The following is a 21,582-nucleotide window of genomic DNA, read 5'->3' as shown; positions in this document are numbered from 1 at the left end:
TCCGCTTTCTAACCGCTTTACTTCGCACTCTGTACGGGAACCGTTGATATTTTTATGGCTGGGTTAATGTTACCTAGCCGAAACGCGCTCCGAGAAGCAGAGAGCTGCACGTAAGCCACTCGCACCACAAGCCCCCAAACCCGGGGCTTCTGGCACGAGTAGCTTACGCTCCGCTCTCTAACCGCTTCTCTCCGCGCTCTACTACAAGGAGGTGTTCCCCATGGGAAACGCAATTCGAAATCGGATGCAGTTGCATCAGCAAAATATTCAGTCAGTCCTCGCTCAGGTTTTTAACCATCAACCAATCTCACGAATCGAAATCTCTCGGAACTTGGCATTGAATAAGTCCACGGTTTCCTCCCTGTATAACGATTTGAAGGAACAAGGGGTCGTTGAAGAACTTGGTGAAGGGGCTGCGTCGACAGTTGGCGGCCGGAAACCCGTATTGATCGCCATTAACCGGCGTTACGGCTACACCATGAACTTTGACTTTGGATACCGCCACTTACACGTCATGCAAAATAATCTGTCGGGCGACGTTTTGACCTATACGCAGGTCGACGTTAAGGACCTGACCATCGATGAAATCGTGCCGTTGATCGACGAGCAGCTCCAAAAAGCAAGCGGCGATGATCGTACGAGTCATGGCCTATTGGGCATCAGTTTCGCCATTCACGGGACGGTGGACAGCAACAAAATCACCTATTCACCATTTTTGAAGATGGGGTCGATCGATTTAGCCCGGTATTTTGGCACCAAATACAGCGTACCGGTGTTACTTGAAAACGAAGCCAACTTGGCCGCCGTTTACGAACGGGACTTTAACCACGGTCAATCATTAAATAACTCGGTCACCATCAGCATTCACCGTGGGATTGGGGCTGGGTTGATCATCAATAAGCAACTCTATCGCGGCGCTCACGGGGAAGCTGGTGAAATTGGCCGCTCACTTCAAATCGGTGGCTTGGCGGATGAAACACCTAAGAAAACTGAAGATTTTTGTTCAGAAGATGCCATCATCGGCCAGATCAGTGAAGCCAAAGATAACATACCATTGGATCGTCATGGCGTTGTTGAGTTGTTCAACGCTGGTGATGAAGTGACGAAGCAGGCACTGAAGTCCTTTGTGGACAACGTTGCGCGAATCATCATTAATACGACGAACAGTTATGATCCGGACGCTGTGTTCTTGAACTCGCCACTCATTGAAACGTTACCTCAGTTACTTCCAGACATTGAACTGGCTTACCAACGAATGGTAACGTCGGCAAGTGTGCCGATTGAAGTGACGAAGAATTCCCACTACGCAACGTTATTGGGCGGCTGTGCGCTCGTAACGCGGCAGGTGTTGGAGATGGATGAATTTGAGCTGCGATTTGGTGGCGTGGACGTGACACCAAGTGCTTAAGTTTAGCTGTTAAGTCATTTTAATCAGAAATATAATAGTCCCTCACGCCGATGTGAATTGACGTGGGGGATTTTGCTGTTTGTAATTGGTCAAAAAATGACAAAAAAGCGACAAGTGAGCAACGTCATATTACAGACATATTACTCTAATATTAGATTCTGTTAACGTTTCCACAAAATGAGAAAATTGTATGGATTTCCCCTTTTAACCCCTTGGAAATTGACCTATAATCAATCTAATTAGGCATTTTATATGGGGTTCAACACCCTGAAGGAGGGTGATTGAACAGATGCGTATGATGGTCATGAACTTACACTTGTTAAGTTTACCGATGTTTATTACACAGTTGATTATTGCCAGCATCTTTATGTCAGGTTTTGTGTCACTTTATCAAGAATTAGGCCAGTTTCTTGGAGGACAAAAAGCGAATTGGGCACGAATCGGGAGTCGTGTGCTGTTGATGGTCTTTTCACTAGGAGTCGGCTCACTGTTCCACTTTATGGGCTACTACGTTTACTACAATGCATGATGTTTCATAACATGGGGTTATTCATTTTGGTGTTCACCATGTTCGATACAGATTTAAAAATATGGGAATACCTGATTCGGGCCATTGCGCTGATTAGTGTATGGTCAATGCACCACATGGGGCATTTTGATCGACCGCAGTTTGCGATTTCGCTGATTCTTTTAGGCATTGCGCTGATTGCACTTCAACGCTACGGTAAACAGTTTCGGTATAATATATGGCTCAACGGTGGCCTAACCGTTTACATCTCAATTGCGTTTTGGTTGCTGTTACCACGGGTTTCTGCGGGAATGCAGGTTAGTACGGCAATCTGTATGCAGGCCATTTTGATGTTTATCCTGATGGACGTGGCCGCCTCGAATTACTGGCTACATCGGCACCGGGTCGGGGTTGAAACCGGGAAGATGGCGCAACTGGTTAATTATGATTCACTGACCAATGCGAAAACCTATGCCCTGTATCAGCACGAAATTACAACCCTGTTTAACGATGCTAAGCAACGCAACGAACCACTAACGTTGGTGGCGCTGGATGTGGATCATTTTAAGCAAATTAACGATTACTACGGGCATCTGGCCGGCAATGATGTCTTAGTCGGCGTTGCGCAAACCTTAGAACACGTGTTGGAAAAATACGGCTACAACCGCTACGTTTACCGGACGGGTGGCGAGGAATTTAACATCGTCTTCGCAGATAAGCGGCCGGATGACGTGATGTCGATCATTGACGAATGTTGGCATGCGGTTCAAAAAGCACACTACTCATACGAGGAGTACGATATCAACGTCACGATTTCAATGGGCGTGACCGCAATGACGGACCAGGATGCTTCGGTGGAAGACATCTACCGGCGTGCGGATGATAATTTGTATCAAAGTAAACGCAATGGGCGCAATACCGTTACCGTTGATGGTGAAACTCGGGATCGTAACCACCGGGATGCCATTTTGTCGACTTATGTATCTGCCCACAAAGTGTGATGAAAGTAACAGCGGATGGGGAAGCGACCCCGATGTCAAACGAACTGCTGTTGCGAAACTATAGTTATGAACATCGACGGTGGGTCGTACCTGAACATTTTCAGGTATCGGTTAAGACCCAGATCGATTTAATGACGCAATTGTTGGACTATAAGCATTGTTTCTCGATTTCAATGAATTTAGACGAGGCGCAGTTTATCGATCCAGCAACGCCGAAAGCCTTGGCTGCGTTTAGAAAGGCGCAACCAACGCTTGATTATATGGTGGTTGAAATGGAAGAATGGCCATCTCTAACGGATTTGAAATCGGTGTTAGCCGAGTATCGACAAGCTGACATTAAGTTGGTGATCGACGATGTGGCGCTTAACACAAACTTAGAAGAGCTCGATTACCTCTTGCCGTACGTTGATGGCTTGAAGTTCACGATGACGGCCAATGATGTAGCGCGGGATCGAGAACGACTTCAAACCCGCTTAGTTTACTGGTCCCGAATCGCAAAGCAGTATGACTTGTTGTTTGTTGTAAAGGGTGTCGAAAATCAAGAGGAAGTTGATTGGCTTCAAGAACATCAGATTACCGCTTACATGCAGGGGTACTACTTTGATCGGCCGGTGTTGCCAAGAGTAGAGTAGAGTGCGGAGAAAAGCGTTTCGAGAGTGGAGTACAAGGAGGCCCAAGCAAGACTGGCTGGTTTTTGGCCAGTCTTGCTTGGGCCTCCTTGTATGCAACTCTCTGCTTTTCGGAGCACATTTCGGCGCAGGCTAATCAAGTCAGTAACATCAACAAACTTCAAAATGTCACCGATCATTGCCAACTAAAGCCCAAATGGCGCCGAAACCAAAGTAGTAGCAATGAGCGTCGCCAGAAACTCTCAGTGGTAGGCCCAGACTTTGGCCAGGATTGCTTGGACGCCCTTACATACCACGCCCTGTCTTTTGGAACTCATTTCGGCGCAGGCTAATCAAGTCAGTAACGTCAACAAACTTCAAAATGTCACCGATCATTGCCAACTAAAGCCCAAATGGCGCCGAAACCAAAGTAATAGCAATGAGCATCGCCAGAAACTCTCAGTGGTAGGCCCAGACTTTGGCCAGTATTACTTGGACGGCCCTTATATGCAAGTCTGCAGTTTTGCAGAGCTTGTTACGCTCAAGTCCCAAACCACAACCAAACATACCAGAAAAGTCTATTCCAAATCCAAGCCGAAATGACAAGATGCATACCGGTCCGTACCGAAAAAACAATCCAATGCTTATCTAAAATAGTTAAATCGTAACCACAAAAAACACCATTCCAATTCACTTCACTAAAACTTTTAGTAAAGTGAATTTTTTTATTGTTCGTAAAAGTCCCTTAACACCAACGGTTTCAACGTTTCACCACTATTTTTGGCCAAAGGGGTTGCAATCTTCGATGTAAGCGCTATACTAAGTCTTGTGAGTTGGTTGTATGAACAAACTAATTAAAAGTAATCTTTAAAACTATGAGGAGGCTTTTTAAATGTCTGAAGATTTATGGGATATGAAAGACATTAAGTATGTTGGCAACAAAGATTTAGGATCAGGTGCAGAATTCCACTACTACAACCCTGATGAAGTAATCGGCGGCAAGAAGATGCGCGATTGGCTTCGTTTCTCAGTTGCATACTGGCACACATTTGACCAACGTTTGGTCGACCCATTCGGTGATGGTACTGCTATTCGCCCATACGATAAGTACAGTGACCCAATGGACAGCGCTTTAGCTAAGGTTGATTACGCATTTGAATTCTACCGTAAGTTAGGCGTTGACTTCCTTTGCTTCCATGATCGTGACTTAGCGCCCGAAGGTGACACATTACGTGAAACCAACGCTAACTTGGACAAGATCGTTGACAAGATTGTGGACTACCAAAAGACTTCTGGCATGAAGGTGCTCTGGAACACGTCGAACATGTTCACTAACCCTCGTTTCGTTGCCGGTGCTGGTACTTCACCATACGCTGACATCTTTGCTTACTCAGCTGCTCAATTGAAGCACAGTCTTGAAATTGGGAAGCGCGTCGGTTCTGAAAACTATGTCTTCTGGGGTGGCCGTGAAGGTTACGAATCACTCTGGAACACAAACATGAAGTTAGAACAAGAACACGCCGCTAAGTTGTTCCACATGGCTAAGGATTACGCTAACGAAATTGGTTTCGATGCCCAAATGTTGCTCGAACCAAAGCCAAAGGAACCAACGACTCACCAATACGACTTTGATGCCGCAACCACGATTGCCTTCATGAAGGAATACGGGTTGGACAAAGACTTCAAGTTGAACTTGGAAGGTAACCATGCTAACTTGGCAGGTCACACTTACCAACACGAAATCCGTGTTGCTCGTGAAGCCGGCTTACTTGGTTCATTGGATGCTAACCAAGGTGACAAGTTGATTGGCTGGGATATTGATGAATATCCTTCAAACTTGTACGAAACTACTGCAGCAATGTGGGAAGTCGTTCAAGCTGGTGGAATCGGCCCTCGCGGTGGTTTGAACTTCGATGCTAAGCCTCGTCGTTCATCATTCGAACCAAACGACTTGTTCTACGGCCACATCGTCGGGATGGACAGCTTTGCTGCCGGCCTACGGGTTGCATGAAGATGAAGGAAGATGGCGTCTTAGACGACTTAGTTGCTAAGCGTTACAGCTCATACAAGTCAGGTGTCGGTGCTGAAATCGAAAGCGGCAAGGCAACGTTCCAAAGCCTTGAAGCCTACTCACTTGATAAGACTCAAGCAGACCTCCGTGCCGCAACGCACTCAGATCACTTGGAACAAGTCAAGGATACGATCAACCACTACATCGTTGATACTTTGAGCAAATAATCTAAGTTAATTAATAATGAATGGTTAAATACTGGAAGCAGCTGGTAGACCCCATAGTCTGCGGGCTGCTTTTTGTTAGAGTGTGGAGAAAAGCGGTCAGACTGCGGCGTGTAAGGTGACTCAGGCAATGAGGCCTGGGCTTTAGGCCTTATTGCCTGAGTCACCTTGCACATAGCAGTCTGCTTTTCGGAACACGTTTCGGCGCGGTGGCCAAGAAAAAACAGCGAGGCCTCTTCAAAAAAGTCAACATACCGCTGATACTCAAAGCTAACCAAGAGCCGAAACAAACGTAACAGCAATGAACGTCGCCTAGAGGATGCTGTAAATAGGCAACAGTATTCTCTGGTTGACCGATAATTGTACAGGATCCAACCACCAACTCAAAGAACACGTCACTTAATCAAAACCACAACCAAAAAGGAGTATCAACATGAACGAATACGTATTAGGCGTCGACCTCGGTACCAGTGCCGTTAAAGTCTCAGCATGAACCGTGATGGTGAAATCGTTGCGCAACAAAGTTACGACTACCCATTGATCCAATCTCGCCCAGGTTACAGTGAACAAAACCCAGAAGACTGGGTCTCAGGCACAACGGTTGCGATTGTTCGTTTAATTTTGAACGACCACATCAAGCCAGCAGAAATTGCCGGGATCAGCTTCTCAGGTCAAATGCACGGGTTAGTTTTATTGGACGAAAACAACCAAGTCTTACGCCCAGCTATCTTGTGGAACGATACCCGGACCACGAAGCAGTGTGAAGAAATCACCGCTAAGTTAGGCGATGAATTTATCGATATCACGAAGAACAAGCCACTTGAAGGCTTTACGTTACCTAAGATGCTTTGGGTTAAGGAAAACGAACCTAGCATCTGGGCTAAGGCCAAGACCTTCTTGTTGCCAAAAGACTACGTTCGTTACCGGATGACTGGCCAATTGGGCATGGACTACTCTGATGCCACTGGGACTGTTTTACTGGACGTTAAGGCTGGCCAATGGAGCCAAGCTATCTGTGACGCTTTCGACATTCCAATGAGCATGTGCCCGCCATTGATGCGCTCAATTGATTCTGCCGGCAAGATTTCCGACAGTTACGCGATCTTCTCTGGTTTGGATACCCACACTGAAGTCTTCGGTGGGGCCGCTGACAACGCTGCTGGGGCAGTTGGCGCCGGTATTTTATCACCTAACATGGTCCTTTCAAGTATCGGGACGTCAGGGGTTGTGTTGAAGTACGAGGAAGACCCAACTGTTGATTACCATGGCGTTCTTCAATTTGAAGATCACGCTATTCCAGATTCTTACTACTCGATGGGTGTTACGTTGGCTGCCGGTTACTCATTGAACTGGTTCAAGCGGACGTTTGCGCAAGACGAGTCATTTAACGACATGGTTGCAGCGCTGGCAAGTCAACTGTCGGTGCAAATGGCTTGCTATACACGCCATACATCGTTGGTGAACGGGCACCTTATGCGGATGCTGATATCCGTGGGAGCTTTACCGGTGTTGATGGGACCCACCAAAAGTCTGACTTCGTTCGGGCCGTCTTGGAAGGCATCATCTTCTCATTCCGTGACATCATGGACATCTACGACGAACACAACGGTGACTTCGACACGGTCGTTGCCATTGGTGGTGGCGCCAAGAGTGAACTTTGGCTTCAAATTCAAGCCGACATCTTCAACAAGAAGGTTGTCAGCTTGACTAACGAACAAGGACCAGGCATGGGTGCCGCAATGATGGCTGCCGTTGGCTTGCTGGTTCAAAGACTTCCAAGAATGTGCCGAAAAATTCGTGCACTTCGGCAAAGCTTACTTGCCAAACCCTGAAAACGCCAAGAAGTACGAACAACTCCACAAGATTTACGCTCAAGTTTACGAGCAAACCAAAGGTATCAGCGAACAACTGTTAGACTACCGTCGCGCAAACGACTAGTTAACAGCCTTTCGATAAACATTCAAACTTGCAATATAAAAAGAAACGAACTCGTCTTGGGAATGGCGGGTTCGTTTCTTTATGTTGCTGTCGTTTGTGTCCAGCGTAAGTGTGCGGAGCGAGGCGGTTAGAAGGTGGAGTGTAAGTTCGACCCAGCGAAGCTACCGGGCTTTGGTAGGTTGGCTGGGGCGAACTTACATGCAACCTTCTGCCTCGCGCAGCACCATTCGGCGTGGTGGCCAGAAAGCGCGTGGTTGACAAGTTCTTATAATGACAGGAACCCTAGAAATAACAGTTTAAGTGGCGCCGAATTTTGTAGCCTGAGAGCGCCGTTTTTCATGCGGCTTTGGCGAGCGAAGCGACGACAAACAGCCGACACCCAAATCGCACCCAACACTTACGCTGGACACAAACGACAGTATAAAAAACGAGCTCGGTCATCGCCGAACTCGTTGAAAGGTAATTAAAGTAGTGACATCAGTCCAAAAACAATCCCACCGACGGCAACAAGTGTCATTAGAATGCCGAAGATTAGTTGGATAGTGCGAGATTGACCGCTGCTTTGACGGTCAGGATCGTGAACGAATTTTTTTTCAGATTTGAACCGGTCATCGATATCTTTACTGAGTAGTTTTTTATTATCGGGTTTATTCATAGTGGTTAATACACGGCTTTCTTTGGAAAGAATCAGGCATTCCAGTTATCACCACTATTTTACCATGGATAGGTGATGAAAATGTAGCGAAGTTAATGATGTTAATCGTTGGATGCTAAGCAGGCTGATTTAATTCAGAAAGCTTGTTATATCAAGAACTAGAACGCTTACCGAAACGGTGAATTACACCTTGTCTATTTATGCTAAGTATAATATAGTTAAAACTAGAAGGTCGGCTAACTTATCTGAATTGGGCTTGAAAATCAAAGATACCAATTCGGCATTTGTTGGGACGACGAACACGATGCATTGCGTAACCATAACGGTTGCTCAACGACAGTAAGCGCAAAGTATGCCACTGGGGTTCGGTTGATGGGGTCAACTATTTTAACCCAACTAGTGACTGTTGATGAGGGGGAAGCGACATGGCAATCAAATGGCGGTGGAAACGACCAATTTTGAAACGGTACGAACGTTTGGCGCGCCATATTGTGGCGTTACAACCCAAGTATCACGCTATGAGTGACGCAGAACTAAAGGCGCAAACAACTGAATTTAAACAACGATTAGCTTCGGGAACGGCGTTAGATGCCTTGTTACCGGAGGCTTTTGCTGTGGTTAGAGAAGCGGATCGGCGCGTCTTAGGCCTTGAACCTTACCTTAATCAGGTTACCGGGGCGATTGTGCTCTACTACGGCGACATCGCTGAAATGAAGACTGGGGAAGGAAAAAGTCTGACGGCCACGATGCCGCTGTATTTAAATGGTTTAACGGGACCCGGTAACTATCTGATCACTGCTAACGCCTACTTGGCGAATCGGGACGCGGAAGAAATCGGGCCGGTTTACGAATGGCTTGGTTTGACCGTTTCCGCTGGTGCAGCGGACGAAAAAGTTGATGACTTAGACACGAGCGAACTGGATAAGAAGGGAATCTATAGCGCTGACGTGGTGTATACGACCCACAGTGCTTTGGGCTTCGACTATTTGATGGATAACTTGGCTTCTAGCGAAGATGATCAGTTTATTCAACGGTTTCACTATGCGCTGGTTGACGAAATCGATGCGGTATTGCTGGATATGGCCCAGATTCCGTTGGTGATTTCTGGCGCTCCCCGGGTGCAATCGAACTACTATGAGTCAGTTGATAAACTCGTTAAATTACTAGAGGTTGGCGACGACCTTGATATCGAAATGAGCGACGATACCCAGAACGCTTGGTTTACTGAACGCGGCATCCATACGATTGAAACCTATTTCGGAATCACTGGTCTGTTATCACCAAAATGGTCAAGTCTGTACCGGCATTTGGTATTATCGATGCGCGCCAATTACCTCATGCATCAGGGACGTGACTACGTGTGTGAAGACGGCGAGATTACGTTGATTGACCGGGAAAATGGCCGGAAATTGCCGGGGATGAAGCTACATGCCGGATTACACCAAGCGATCGAAGCTAAGGAAGGCGTCACAATTACCTCTGAATCACGGGCAATGGCGTCGATCACGTACCAAAACCTGTTCCGAATGTTTCACAAGTTAGCCGGCATGACCGGGACGGCAAAGACGGACGTCCGTGAATTCCGGGAAACATATAACTTAGATGTCATTCAAGTGCCCACGCATAAACCGGTTATTCGAAAGGATCATCCGGATCAACTTTATATCACAAATGAGGAAAAAATTTACGCCTCACTGGCTAAAATCAAGGAAGCCTATGCAATTCACCGGCCTGTGTTGATTGAAACTGGCTCAGTCTCGATGTCGGAGTTATACTCCTACATTCTATTGAAGGAAGGGATTCCGCACAGTTTGCTGAACGCGCGAAGTGTCGGTAAGGAAGCGGATATCATCGCTGAAGCAGGTCAGCCTGGTTCGATTACGGTCGCAACTTCGATGGCAGGTCGGGGAACCGACACCAAGCTTGGTAAGGGTGTTCGAGAGATGGGTGGTTTGCTAGTTGTTGGGACCGAACCGATGGATAGTCAACGGATCGACCAGCAATTGAAGGGCCGGGCTGGGCGTCAAGCGCGCCTGGTGAAAGTTACTTCTACGTGTCACTGGAAGACAAAGTGGTGCTTGAAAACGGTCCAGCCTGGGTCAAACGTGCCCGGGTCAAATACGAGCAGCAGGTGGCTACTGGTAAACGACCAGAAGGACAGCCTTTAACGAAAAAGCGGTTCAAAAACCTCGTCAGAGATGTGCAATCGATTGCTGCTAACGGTCAGCGGGGTGCCCGGTCGCAGACGCTCCAATTTGATGAAATTTTCCGGTTGCAACGAGAAACGATTTATCAATTTCGAAATAAAGTCATGGATCAAGCTGACGTGGATGGCCTCGTTGCCAAACTCTGTGACCGAGCATTGACGACGTTACTAACACCTAACCGGCAGGATCCGTTGACTTTTGAAGGCATCTTGGATTACTTGTTCAATAATGTTGACTACAACTACGATCGCTCAACGCTGTGGGAAAACTGGCAGGCGGGTGGCTCTCAGTTGGCAAGCTACCTGAAAACGGTGGTAGAACAGCGACTGGCACTGCAACAAAAGCGGTTTGGGGCAGCAGATCAATTTTTGTATTTTGAAAAACTATCGATTTTAAAGGCCATCGACCACGTTTGGATCGAACAGGTCGATAACCTACAACAGTTACGTCAAGTGGTCAACAGTCGAGCGCAAGGCTCGCGGAATCCTATCTACGAGTACCAACGCGATGCGCGGTTATCCTTTGAACAAATGACGCATGCGTTTTGGCAAACTGCGTTACGTAACTTAATGTTATCAACGTTTACGATCAATTCAGATGGCACGATGGACGTTGATTTTCCATAAACTGTAACGAGACGGGGATGAGCATGGCATGAACAACAAGCGAGATCTAATTCGGCGCTGTATGTGGAGTATCTTTATCTTATTGATCGTGGAAGTTGGCCGCCAACTGGTCATTCCAGTAGTTGATATTTCGAGCGCCGAAGCGTTACTCCAAAAAAACCGAGCGCTACAGTTCTTCGGGTACGCTACTGGTGGGCAAATGTCGGTGCCGACCCTGTTTTCACTGGGAATTGCGCCGTACATGACGAGTAAGATTCTTTGGTCGGTGTTTACGATGGTGAATCCGGAGGGCACCCAGCATTTGACAGAACGGACGTCAAATGTGATTCAACGGTGCTTGACGCTGGCTTTTGCGTTGGCGCAAGCGCTTCAAATGGCGTTGATGATTCAAAAAACTGTAAAACCCGTTACCATTATTTCCCAATTTGATAGCTTATTGATTTTAGTGTTCACGTTAACGGCGGGGGCGATGCTGGTGGTTTGGCTGGCAGACGTCAACACGGGACGTGGTATTGGTGGTGCGGTGTTACTAATCGTGCCAACGTTGTTCAAAATTTACCGAATATGTTGGAAAACGGTCCTAATAGTAACGACCACTTCATCTTTACGCCGAAGAGTACGGCAACGCTGATTGCTTCGGTGATCGTCTTCTTGATCGTGGCGATCTTTATTTATCAAGCAGAACTTCGAATTGAAGTTGAACGAACTAGTATCATTAACTCTTATGGCAAGTCGTACATTCCAGTTCGGCTATTACCAGGTGGGGCGATGCCGTTCATGTTTTCAATTTCACTATTTGTGTTGCCAACTTATCTGCGGCATGAAGGAATTGGGAGCTATGCAGTGACGAACTTTATTATTAATCAACTTTTCAGCTATCATACTTACTACGGCATCGCAATGTACAGTCTCGTGGTTTGCATACTAGGATATGGGTTCGGGTTTGTTAATTTCCAACCTAGTGAAACAGCTAGGCACCTTAAGGAGAGTGGCGACTACATTTACAACGTTATCCCGGGGCGTGAGACGGAAAAATACCTGACGCATAAGCTCTTGATCATGATTTTTGCCGGCAACTGTTTCTTAGTAGCAGTCACGGCGATTCCGCTGATTATTGGACTGTATGTACCGGGTTATGGGAACTTAGCTTTCTTCTTTAGTGGCCTATTCATTCTAGTCACGATTTTGGATAATTTATTTGATCAGATTCGCGCCCTGTACTTTAAGGGGCAGTACGATTTAATTTGATGGACGGGAGGGACGTTGCATGATTGATTTAATTACGCCGTGGAAAAGCTTAACGTCGGCGTTTGAAGACGACATCTCAGCCAACGTTGCTAGTATGTTGAAACGGACGAAGCAACCGTATACGTTGGTGACCCTCCAATTAATGCCGCACTTACGCCACCAGTTAGAGCAGATCAATCAACTCGAGATGCCGTGGTGGAACGTCTACGATGCAATTGCTGATATCCCGATTCAAGATGGGATCCCGTTAGCGGTGGAGAATCTCGATTGGCCTGAAAATGCTGAATTTGTGCCGGGAACGGGTGCTGTATTAGTTTACGTTCAAGGGGTGCGCTATGCGAAATGCACGTATACACCAGATGATTACCTGGATCAGGTTACCCGGTATGATTCACAGGGCCAGCCAATCCAAATCGATCAGTTTGATGATCGAGGTTTTCTGAGCTGGCGGCGTGATTTACAGGCAACTGGTGAGGTGCAGACGCTGTTTAACGCCTTTGGTGACGTTGTGTTGACGAAGACGGATGCGGATGGTATTACGGTTGCACCTGGTCAACAGCGCCGATTTCGGCATGCCCATTATGATGCATTTCAACCGTTACTCGATGAATTTACCGCTAAACGAGCACACCAACAAGCCGAAACGTTTACGATTTTAGTTTACCGAGCAGGCTTTAACTATCCTAGTACGCAGGTTCTGGCGCTAACCCCTTACGATATTTTAGTGGGAAGCGGTGAATCACGGGTCACGTACACTGATGATGTTTTGCACCGGATGACATCGGTAGCCCACGCCGTAATTGCCACGGATATGGGGGCCAGTCGAGCAGTCCAACGGGCATTAGCTGATTGGGCACTGTTACTGGAAAAGCCGTTGCGGTTACTCTCGCCATATAGCAGTCGATTAGCGTTAGGCCACAGTAATGAACTGTCACAACTGGTCATTTATTGGCGGGCAACCGACCTTGTCGATGCGGCTCAGGAAGTTGTTACCCGGCAAATTTTGACTGAAATGCTGTCAAACGATGCGGTTGTTCTTCTGGCAAGCACTGATGATAATGGCACAACCATTAATGCTGTTGTTCAACAATTCGTTGACGACACGTTTAACGTTGCTGAAGACCACGCAGCGATTGAAACGGTGTTAGGGTATTTGGACGCGAAGGATCAACAGACGTTAACGCGCGAACAGGCAGATGAACTAGATGAATTAAAGAAAACTGAAAACTGGGATCAAGTGACAACGGCAGCCAAGTTTCTTCGCCGAATTCACTTACGAGGAATTGACGATCACAAGACGATGTGGGCGGCACTTGACGAAGCCCGGTTGTTACTTGATTTAAGCCCTCAAATTGATCCGTTTATTCAACTTGCGGCCATCAGTACTGGGGTGCCACAGTTAGTCAGGGCGAAAACGGAGTATGTGACGACTGGTAAAAATGGACTGGTGATCCATGATTTGAACGAAGTTGGCTGGGGATTAGCCTACTTTTTGGACGGTCTTCGCCGCTGGAATGAATCTCTGGTTTACAGCGTTGCCAAAATGGAACGTTTCTCAGACGAACGGTTAATTGAACGATGGCAGGAGGTCATGACGGATGCGGACAATTAAAGTGGTTCAAATTGGCGGTCTTCGCTGTGATTTATCCGATACTTTGGCACCAGAGTTTAAGTATTACTGGATTGCTAATGACCGAGTGGTTGATGCGGATAACAAATTAGCGCCATTTGAAGATGGTCGGTTAAAACCGGGATTTAGAACGGCAATTTTTCTGATTGCGCCGGGATCACGATTGTTGGACGATACCGAATTGGTCGCACAGTTACCCGCGTATCAAGTTATTTATGATGAACACCTCGTTTTAGCACCAGACATTGAAGCGTTGTTAGATGTAAAAGCGGCTCAGGCGATGGCCTTGTTGCAGCCAGAAACGGTTGCTCACGCGATTAACGATGACTACTTCGGTGGTCAAACAGGGTATAAGTTGAACTTTAACGAAGTTCGAATTACACCTAACTTTACCGGGCAAGTCCGACAAGAGGGACATAATCGAATGCTCTACACCGGTAGCTTTGGAAATCAGCCCCAACAATTATTAAATTGGCGGCAACGGGGCTTCGTGATGATCGATTACCAAGTGACGGTACTACCGGAAGCGGCGGTGTTGAGCGGTGATGTGACGATCAGTTTTAAGTTTTACCTTGTTGATCGAGATACGAATCAGGTTAATAAAGTCATCGAAAAGACCTTCGATGATCTTCAAGAACCGTTTCAGTTACCCCAATCTGATAAAGTTCAGTTCGTGTATGTCACAGTTTGGGCACAGGAACGGGACAAATCAGTATCGGTAATTGCCATTTTCGACGATCACGTCGGCAACGGGGTGAATTAATGCCCGGTGGGGTTCGGGTCGTTGATCAAGCTAAGATGCGTACGGAGTTACTGGTGTACTTTAATCCTGGTGATATGAAACCGCCATTGAACATTTACTTTTCCGGGTACCGAACCGCTGAAGGGTTTGAAGGAGCCTTCATGATGCAGGGCTTAGGAAGTCCGTTCTTGCTCATTGGTGATCCGCGGCTTGAAGGGGGTGGCTTCTACATGGGAAGCGCTCAGCTTGAAGCAGACTTAGTTAAAACAATCGATGGATACTTAGATCAATTAGGGTTTACGCACGATCAACTGATTCTATCAGGCCTTTCCATGGGGACTTACGGCGCACTTTACTACGCCGCGAAGCTCAAACCGTACGCAGTGATCGTTGGTAAACCATTAGTTGATTTGGGAACAATGGCCGAAAACGAACGCATTAACCGGCCAGGCGGATTCCCAACCTCGCTGGATAACCTACTGTGGCATACGGGTCGCGCAGATAGTCGGGGCGTGACAGAACTCAACCGCCACTTTTGGGCGCAGTTTAACACGGGAGATTTTGAAAATACCACCTTTGCTATCAGTTACATGAAGGAAGACGATTACGATCAAACTGCCTTTCAAGAGTTATTTAGAACGTTAAAACACCGATTCCCGAACATTAAATTGCTATATAAAGGATTAACCGGGCGGCATAACGATGATACAAACGGCATAGTGACTTGGTTCTTGGATCAGTATCACAACTTATTGCATACGGGGTTTGGCCGACAAGTAGACTAATCAAAAGGAGGATGGGTGTATGGAAACAGTCAGTGTTTTTAAATGGCCACGCGAACTGCGACAAACGTATAACTACGGCGCTCAGGTCAGTTTTGAAGCTGATGAGACGGTCAGTTATTCGTGTCCGATGATGCCACCTGGGACGGCCATCCGAACTTGGTCATCACGTGGTTCGGGTGACGCTTACCTCATGGCATCACCGCAATTGCCATTATTATTACATCAGCGCACGTACTACTTCGCGATGGCCTGCGAAGCTTTTCCAGCCAAATCAGTCTACGCACAGTTGAGCACGTTTGATGAGCAGGGTGAAACGATTGATCAGGTGACGTTTCAAGAATTATCAGGGACGTTTAGCTTACCCGATGAGGTTGCCAGCTATGAACTGAGTTTGATGAACACTAATCATCACCGATTAACGTTTTATCAGATGGTGTTGATGCCGGCTGAACTGAGTCAACGCATCAGTGGATGGGAAATGTGATTGGCGTGGCTGCAGCGGCATTTGATACGCCTCAGCTTGACGTGATCGTGGCATGTCGCAACATGGCCAATCGAAATTACCCGGTTAATACGAAGGGTGCTACAGTTATTGGCGCGTACACGCGAGCGACTTTTCAGGACCCGACCCAGTTAACGATTGCCCTAAATGATTTGACCAGCCGGGTGTGGGAGATGCAACACCGGTTATCCGAGGGGACCACAATCCGTATTCGGCGCTGGGGACAAGTTCCCGAAACTGCCACGCAACAATTAGTGGAGTTACTCCACCCAACAAATGTATAAGGGAGACGAGCAACGTGAACTTTTTTCTAAATCGTGCCATGGGTATCGGTAATTCCGGTGTCGAGCACGCCCAATTTTATCGAGCAAATCGGTTTGATCAGGCTCAGTTACCCTACCGCTTTGTCTTTACAGAATTGATTCCAGAGCTCCATGAAGCGATGGCAAAATGGCAATTAACGACGCAACAAGTGATTAATATGTGGGAGTACTTCGTCTTCGGTGACGACTACCTCACAACTGGGAAAACGCCAACTGGGACAACTCGGAAATTAACGGTGATTGACAGTACGAATACGCATCGTAAACGGGAACTAGTCACTTCATCCGGGATGCGAATTGTGGATCATTTGGTTAAATACCCAGCGGCGGATCGAAAGATGTTGTTAGTGGGTACCGCTCGAGTTGAATTATTAGACGATACAACTGGTGAACGCCGAGTGATGTACGATGTCTACCAAGATGAGCATCAGAATCATCGAATTCGCAACATTCATTTGTTTAACGAACAAGGGGCTCACCGATTCTTTCGCAATGAAGTCCTGCTGCAGCGTTACTTTTTGAACGTCCTTGATCAGGCGTTTGGCGGTCACAGTAACTTCATTATTGACCGGGATGAAAATACGGAAGCAGCGTTGTTTAATCATCAGCCAACGGGCAGTCATTTGATTGAAATGATCCATGCTGATCATCTATCTGACCGGAATGACCCGAAACATCCGTTGTGGAATAACTATTACGAGTATCTATTGACTCACCTAAATCGGGTCGATCGAGTGGTGGTTGCAACGGAACTGCAACGCCAAGATCTCTTGGTTGATTTTCCGGATGACACTGAAAAGTTCGTGACGATTCCCGTTGGTGGCATCCGGGATGAAGTCGCTGAGCACGCGACTGCAACGCTTGGCAAGCCGCTTAAGTTGGTGTCAATGTCGCGACTGGCTGCTGAAAAGCACTTGGATCTAGCAATTAAAGCCGTTGCGCAAGTGCACGATGCTGGGACGCCAGTTGAACTTGATATTTATGGTCAGGGTGGCGAGTTAAATAAACTTACACAGGTGATTAAAGACTGTCATGCTAGTGAATATATTCGGATGATGGGGCATACCAATGAGTCAGCCAAAATTTACCCGAGGTACGATGCGTTTATTTCAGCCTCCTATTCAGAAGGGTTCGGGTTGACCTATATTGAAGCACTGAATGCCATGTTACCGGTGATTACGTTTGCGGCGCGCTTTGGTGCGTTAGAACTGATTCAAGATGGCAAGAACGGATTCTTACAGCCATTTAAACGGGATGATAATGATGGCAATGTTGCCCAATTGGTGACGGGCATCAACCGGTTGTTAGCAGCTGATTATTCGGCGCTCCACGCCGAAACCCGAGCCTCAATTCAAAATTATCGTGATCACGTCATTGCCGATCAATGGAAGGAGCTTATGCATGCTTTATGAACTAACGAATATTATCCGACCAGAGACTGATAATTGGCAGCAACAACGTGCCCGGTTACAACAAACTAATGGTCAGGTGCTGACATTGGCACCCAACCCCGGCTTTAGTGGCTTGCTATCACGAGAAGGTACGCAGGGACACAACTTGATTGATTGGGTAACACAACGTGTCTATCATCCCGGAAATTATTTGTATTTTAATGAAATTCCGACAGTGACGGATGCTGAAATTTTTATGAACCAAGATCGGTCAATTTCACTAATCAGTGAAGGTGACGTTATCGGTGAAGTTGAGCTGTATGCCAATACTCGGCGTGCGGTAAAGAGCGTGACTTATCTGAATGAAGATGGTGGCCGTGACTTTATCGAAGAGTATACCTTTGATGGTGAGCTATTTAGTCGAATCTTTTACGACCGGAATGCGGTTCAAGAGATTTGTTTCTATGATAATCAACAACGCCCAGTTATTCGGTATTACTACTATGAGCGACAATTAAATTTGGTGACGATTGAAAATCCTGAAACACGCGAAGTGATAACCCAGTACGATACGCAACTTCAGTTCATGAGGACACAGCTTGCGCAGCGGTTAACGCCGGATGATCAGGTTAATATTAGTTATCTTGGTCTGGAACTCAGCGTGTTAGCTGAAACAACTTCGCAAAACACACTTTACCTTGAAGAGGCACCTTTAAATGAAGCCGGTCAGGTGAAGGGCAATTTACGTGCGATTTTAACGAATGAAGTCAAGTACGTCCAACATGTCGTTGCTAGTGAAGACGCCGCAACTGTTTTAAAGACTGCTAACTGCCCAATTGATAAGCTAATTATTAAATAGTGAATAAAAAAGTTGATTATCCAGTTAATAATTCTTGTAATTTAAATGACTTTCTCATCGCAGTTAAGTATAATAGCGGTGATACCCAATGTGATATATAGGATGCAAATTTAAATATAAACAGGGTAATTTAATGATTATTTAATATGAAGATATGTTTTAGCTTAACAAACGCATAGGAGTCCGATAGCAAAGGGGGAAGCTAAATGAAACGCAATAAGCAGCGGCAAGATATTAAGAAAAATAATAGCAAATCCCGCTATAAAATGTTCAAGAGCGGCAAGCATTGGCATATGCAGCAATTTCGACGTTTACCGGTTTTATGGGGCTAACGGCGACTTTTTCTGCTACAACGAAAGCGTCCGCTGATACAACGACTACCGGTAAAACGGTGAGTCAAGAGGTTGATGATGGGCAGGTGCTGGCAACGCAGTCCAAGACCACGATTCCAGCAACGTCAACCGTTAACTCAACCTCAACGAGTACCTGTGAAGTTGATAGTGGCGTGGATAGCACTACCGAAAGTACCACAACGAGTACAACTGAAAGTAACAGCGATAGTGAAAGTACCACGACCAGTACGACTGATAGTACGACCACGAGTGACAGTAGTAGTGATAGTGAGACGCAATCGGCGAGTGGGGTGGATAGTCAAACTACAAGCACGACGACTAGTACCACCGATAGTGGCACCAGTAGCGATACCGCTAGCACAACTAACAGTGATACGACGAGCGCAACGAGTAGTGACACGACTTCGGCATCAACTAAGAACAGTCAGTCAACGGCAAGTACGGATGAGACCTCAACTAAGGCTGATTCAACGAGTGATTTGTCCAGTGGCTTAAGTACGGCCTTATCAGCAAATGCAACGAGTACTAAGGCGGTAGCTTCAACTGATTTAACTGACAGCCTTGGTTTTACAGGAGCTACTGCAGTGACGGTGACGGATTCGGGCACGTTAACGGTTGGCCTGAAGGGTGATGCCGAATTAACGGCCACCCAACTAGCCCAACTGAGCGATTACATCAAAGCGAATAACGTGAGCCAAATCGTGATCAGTAGTGTTGCGTCGAGTACATCGAGCAACGTGAATGGCACCACTACGGATACTGGCGACACTATGAGTAGTAAAGAACTGGGTTCTGCGTTGTATCATTTGACAGGAACCCCGGTTCAAATTTCATCAATTGCGGGTGAAGCGAGTGCCATTTCGTTTGTGAAGGACTTTACGACGACGCAGACAGAAGGACAAGTTTCTGTTGGTTGGAGCAACGTTTACGTGAATAGTGATACGGGTGAAGTTATCCAGTTTACGACGAGTTCTCAGTTACAAGTGACGATTAATTCGGGCGGGTACGCCGGAATGGCAGTCAACATTTCGCAGGTTAACAATATATTTGATACTCCAGGTACAACTATCTCTGTTCCAGGTATCGATGTGTTGATCAGTAACCAGTTAGCAGCTGGGCAAAACCAAGTTACGTATTCAGTCGCAGATACACAGACAATTATTAGTGCAATGCAAACCGCCAACAAGTTGGTTAACCCAGACACCGGGACGGCGTTCGATGGCACTGTTTATACAGTTGGTAATATTGTGGTCAGTTCACCATCGCTTAGTGTGTTTGGGGCAGTTGTTCAGACTAATGCATTTGATCAAGCGTTGGATTCAACTGTTAGTTCGACTACTGATTCACCAACAACTGCTGATACCGATTCAGCAACAGCCTCGGATACTACTTCAGCAACAGCCTCGGATACTACTTCAACAACGACCAATGTATCAAACGAAACGTCGTTGTCCAAGGCCTACAGTGCTTCCAATTCGGCTAAAGATTCCACAACGCTCTCACTTTCTAACGTAGAAAGTCTATCTAAATCAGCTGTTGCATGAACGAGCAATTCTAACTCCAAGCAAGTTAGCGATTCTAGTAGTCGCTCACGCAGTGATGTTATGTCGAGAAGTATATCGACTAATGTTTATACGAGCGGATCTATTTCACTTAGTAAAGAAAATAGTACAAATGCATCCAAATCGGCTTCACTCAGCACAAAGAATTCAAGCTCGTTATCAACGAAACTTTCGGCAAGCAGTTCAACCAGTGCTTCAACAAGTGGGTCGCTTAGTGCCAATCTCTCAACGAGTGCTTCTTTAAGTGCAAATATCTCGAAGGTAGATTCAGTTAATGCATCAACCTCAGCTAGTTTATCCGACATTGCGTCAACGAGTGCTTCGAATTCGGATTTAATTAAGGACTCATTGAGTAATTCAACCAAGGATTCATTAAGCGGGTCTGTGAGTGATTCAACCAAAGATTCTCTGAGTGGTTCGGTAAGTGATTCAACTAAGGATTCATTGAGTAATTCGACTAAGGATTCGTTGAGTAATTCAACGTCTGTTAGTGTTTCAGATCAGACTTCGGCTTTAGCCTCGGCCAGTGATTCATTAAGTACGTCTAGCAGTACGTTTGAAAGTAAGTTGACGAGTCTGCAGGACTCAACATCGAAGTCATTGCACGATTCTGGAAGCGCTTCTAAGAGCGACTCAGTTAGCACATCATTGAAAAATTCACAGTTAACATCCACGTCAAATTCCGTTTCAAATAGCGAATCGGTATCTGGCTCGGTTTCCGACAGTGAATTAGTATCTGGTTCAGTTTCTGATAGTGAATCGGTCAGCGGCTCCGTTTCAGACAGTGAATTAGTATCTGGCTCGGTTTCGGATAGCGAATCGGTATCTGGTTCAGTTTCTGATAGTGAATCGGTAAGTGGTTCGGTTTCTGATAGTGAGTCAGTATCCGGTTCCGTCTCCGACAGCGAATCAGTAAGTGAGTCGGCTTCAGTTTCAGACAGTGAATCAGTATCTGGCTCGGTTTCGGATAGCGAATCAGTGAGTGAGTCGGCTTCAATCTC

General features: G+C 46.5%; 14 protein-coding genes and 5 pseudogenes. 17 read left to right on the top strand and 2 right to left on the bottom strand.

The window, feature by feature from the left end:
- The first annotated feature begins 220 nt into the window (after nucleotides 1-220).
- The 17 genes and pseudogenes from JCM2765_RS11660 (at nucleotide 221) to JCM2765_RS11565 (ending at nucleotide 20,563) form a co-directional block, all read left to right on the top strand.
- On the top strand, nucleotides 221-1,408 hold the full coding sequence (locus tag JCM2765_RS11660) for an ROK family transcriptional regulator (protein ID WP_054736905.1): 1,188 nt from the start codon (nucleotides 221-223) through the stop codon (nucleotides 1,406-1,408).
- Between the two features lie 277 nt (nucleotides 1,409-1,685).
- Nucleotides 1,686-1,937 carry a hypothetical protein gene (locus tag JCM2765_RS11655; protein ID WP_156301780.1) on the top strand — a complete coding sequence of 84 codons (252 nt, stop codon included), beginning with the start codon at nucleotides 1,686-1,688 and terminating at the stop codon, nucleotides 1,935-1,937.
- A gap of 11 nt (nucleotides 1,938-1,948) precedes the next feature.
- Nucleotides 1,949-2,917: a GGDEF domain-containing protein gene (locus tag JCM2765_RS11650; RefSeq protein ID WP_054736903.1), complete on the top strand. Its 969-nt coding sequence runs from the start codon at nucleotides 1,949-1,951 to the stop codon at nucleotides 2,915-2,917.
- 32 nt (nucleotides 2,918-2,949) lie between these two features.
- Nucleotides 2,950-3,549, top strand: a complete 600-nt coding sequence (locus JCM2765_RS11645; protein ID WP_054736902.1) for an EAL domain-containing protein — start codon at nucleotides 2,950-2,952, stop codon at nucleotides 3,547-3,549.
- An 868-nt stretch (nucleotides 3,550-4,417) separates the two neighbouring features.
- Nucleotides 4,418-5,763 (top strand): annotated as a pseudogene (gene xylA / locus JCM2765_RS11635) (xylose isomerase).
- A 430-nt stretch (nucleotides 5,764-6,193) separates the two neighbouring features.
- Nucleotides 6,194-7,698, top strand: a pseudogene (gene xylB / locus JCM2765_RS11630) (xylulokinase).
- Nucleotides 7,699-8,778: 1,080 nt separating this feature from the next.
- A complete protein-coding gene (locus JCM2765_RS11615) occupies nucleotides 8,779-10,521 on the top strand; it encodes a preprotein translocase subunit SecA (RefSeq protein ID WP_369404076.1) in 1,743 nt (580 codons plus the stop codon).
- A complete protein-coding gene (locus tag JCM2765_RS19155; protein ID WP_369404075.1) occupies nucleotides 10,428-11,186 on the top strand; it encodes a preprotein translocase subunit SecA in 759 nt (252 codons plus the stop codon). The genes JCM2765_RS11615 and JCM2765_RS19155 overlap by 94 nt, the downstream gene beginning before the upstream one ends.
- A 28-nt stretch (nucleotides 11,187-11,214) precedes the next feature.
- Nucleotides 11,215-12,434 (top strand): annotated as a pseudogene (locus tag JCM2765_RS11605) (accessory Sec system protein translocase subunit SecY2).
- 19 nt (nucleotides 12,435-12,453) lie between these two features.
- The gene (gene asp1, locus JCM2765_RS11600; RefSeq protein ID WP_054736896.1) at nucleotides 12,454-14,046 is read left to right on the top strand and encodes an accessory Sec system protein Asp1; all 1,593 of its coding nucleotides are present in this window, start codon (nucleotides 12,454-12,456) and stop codon (nucleotides 14,044-14,046) included.
- A pseudogene (gene asp2 / locus JCM2765_RS19150) lies at nucleotides 14,033-15,591 on the top strand (accessory Sec system protein Asp2). The gene asp1 and the pseudogene asp2 overlap by 14 nt, the downstream one beginning before the upstream one ends.
- Before the next feature lie 19 nt (nucleotides 15,592-15,610).
- Complete coding sequence (gene asp3, locus JCM2765_RS11585; RefSeq protein WP_054736893.1) at nucleotides 15,611-16,075, top strand: accessory Sec system protein Asp3; 465 nt, start codon at nucleotides 15,611-15,613, stop codon at nucleotides 16,073-16,075.
- Entirely contained in the window at nucleotides 16,072-16,377 is a 306-nt protein-coding gene (locus JCM2765_RS11580) for a hypothetical protein (protein WP_054736892.1), read from the top strand. Before asp3 ends, JCM2765_RS11580 begins: the two co-directional genes overlap by 4 nt.
- Nucleotides 16,378-16,391: 14 nt before the next feature.
- Nucleotides 16,392-17,828 (top strand): glycosyltransferase, encoded by a 1,437-nt coding sequence (locus tag JCM2765_RS11575; protein ID WP_054736891.1) that lies wholly within the window; start codon nucleotides 16,392-16,394, stop codon nucleotides 17,826-17,828.
- Nucleotides 17,818-18,666, top strand: coding sequence for a hypothetical protein (locus JCM2765_RS11570; RefSeq protein ID WP_054736890.1), 849 nt, complete (start codon nucleotides 17,818-17,820; stop codon nucleotides 18,664-18,666). Before JCM2765_RS11575 ends, JCM2765_RS11570 begins: the two co-directional genes overlap by 11 nt.
- Nucleotides 18,667-18,872: 206 nt before the next feature.
- On the top strand, nucleotides 18,873-18,998 hold the full coding sequence (locus tag JCM2765_RS19145) for a KxYKxGKxW signal peptide domain-containing protein (RefSeq protein WP_082405110.1): 126 nt from the start codon (nucleotides 18,873-18,875) through the stop codon (nucleotides 18,996-18,998).
- The gene (locus tag JCM2765_RS11565) at nucleotides 18,953-20,563 is read left to right on the top strand and encodes a hypothetical protein (RefSeq protein WP_054736889.1); all 1,611 of its coding nucleotides are present in this window, start codon (nucleotides 18,953-18,955) and stop codon (nucleotides 20,561-20,563) included. Before JCM2765_RS19145 ends, JCM2765_RS11565 begins: the two co-directional genes overlap by 46 nt.
- A gap of 86 nt (nucleotides 20,564-20,649) precedes the next feature.
- On the opposite strand, the gene JCM2765_RS11560 is transcribed toward JCM2765_RS11565, so the two are convergent.
- On the bottom strand, nucleotides 20,650-20,982 hold the full coding sequence (locus JCM2765_RS11560) for a hypothetical protein (protein WP_054736888.1): 333 nt from the start codon (nucleotides 20,980-20,982) through the stop codon (nucleotides 20,650-20,652).
- A 99-nt stretch (nucleotides 20,983-21,081) separates the two neighbouring features.
- A pseudogene (locus JCM2765_RS17460) lies at nucleotides 21,082-21,582 on the bottom strand (MSCRAMM family adhesin SdrC); the annotation flags it as partial.

This window comes from Secundilactobacillus similis DSM 23365 = JCM 2765 (assembly GCF_001311075.1).
Classification (GTDB): domain Bacteria; phylum Bacillota; class Bacilli; order Lactobacillales; family Lactobacillaceae; genus Secundilactobacillus; species Secundilactobacillus similis.
Note: the sequence above shows the minus strand (reverse complement) of the source record. Positions and strands in the feature narration are given on the sequence as shown.

What these genes read in the sequence shown, in the direction of transcription:
- JCM2765_RS11660 (WP_054736905.1), top strand. Translation starts at nt 221, where the DNA reads ATGGGAAACGCAATTCGAAATCGGATGCAGTTGCATCAGCAAAATATT.
- JCM2765_RS11650 (WP_054736903.1), top strand. Translation starts at nt 1,949, where the DNA reads ATGGGGTTATTCATTTTGGTGTTCACCATGTTCGATACAGATTTAAAA.
- JCM2765_RS11645 (WP_054736902.1), top strand. Translation starts at nt 2,950, where the DNA reads ATGTCAAACGAACTGCTGTTGCGAAACTATAGTTATGAACATCGACGG.
- JCM2765_RS11615 (WP_369404076.1), top strand. Translation starts at nt 8,779, where the DNA reads ATGGCAATCAAATGGCGGTGGAAACGACCAATTTTGAAACGGTACGAA.
- asp1 (WP_054736896.1), top strand. Translation starts at nt 12,454, where the DNA reads ATGATTGATTTAATTACGCCGTGGAAAAGCTTAACGTCGGCGTTTGAA.
- asp3 (WP_054736893.1), top strand. Translation starts at nt 15,611, where the DNA reads ATGGAAACAGTCAGTGTTTTTAAATGGCCACGCGAACTGCGACAAACG.
- JCM2765_RS11570 (WP_054736890.1), top strand. Translation starts at nt 17,818, where the DNA reads ATGCTTTATGAACTAACGAATATTATCCGACCAGAGACTGATAATTGG.
- JCM2765_RS19145 (WP_082405110.1), top strand. Translation starts at nt 18,873, where the DNA reads ATGAAACGCAATAAGCAGCGGCAAGATATTAAGAAAAATAATAGCAAA.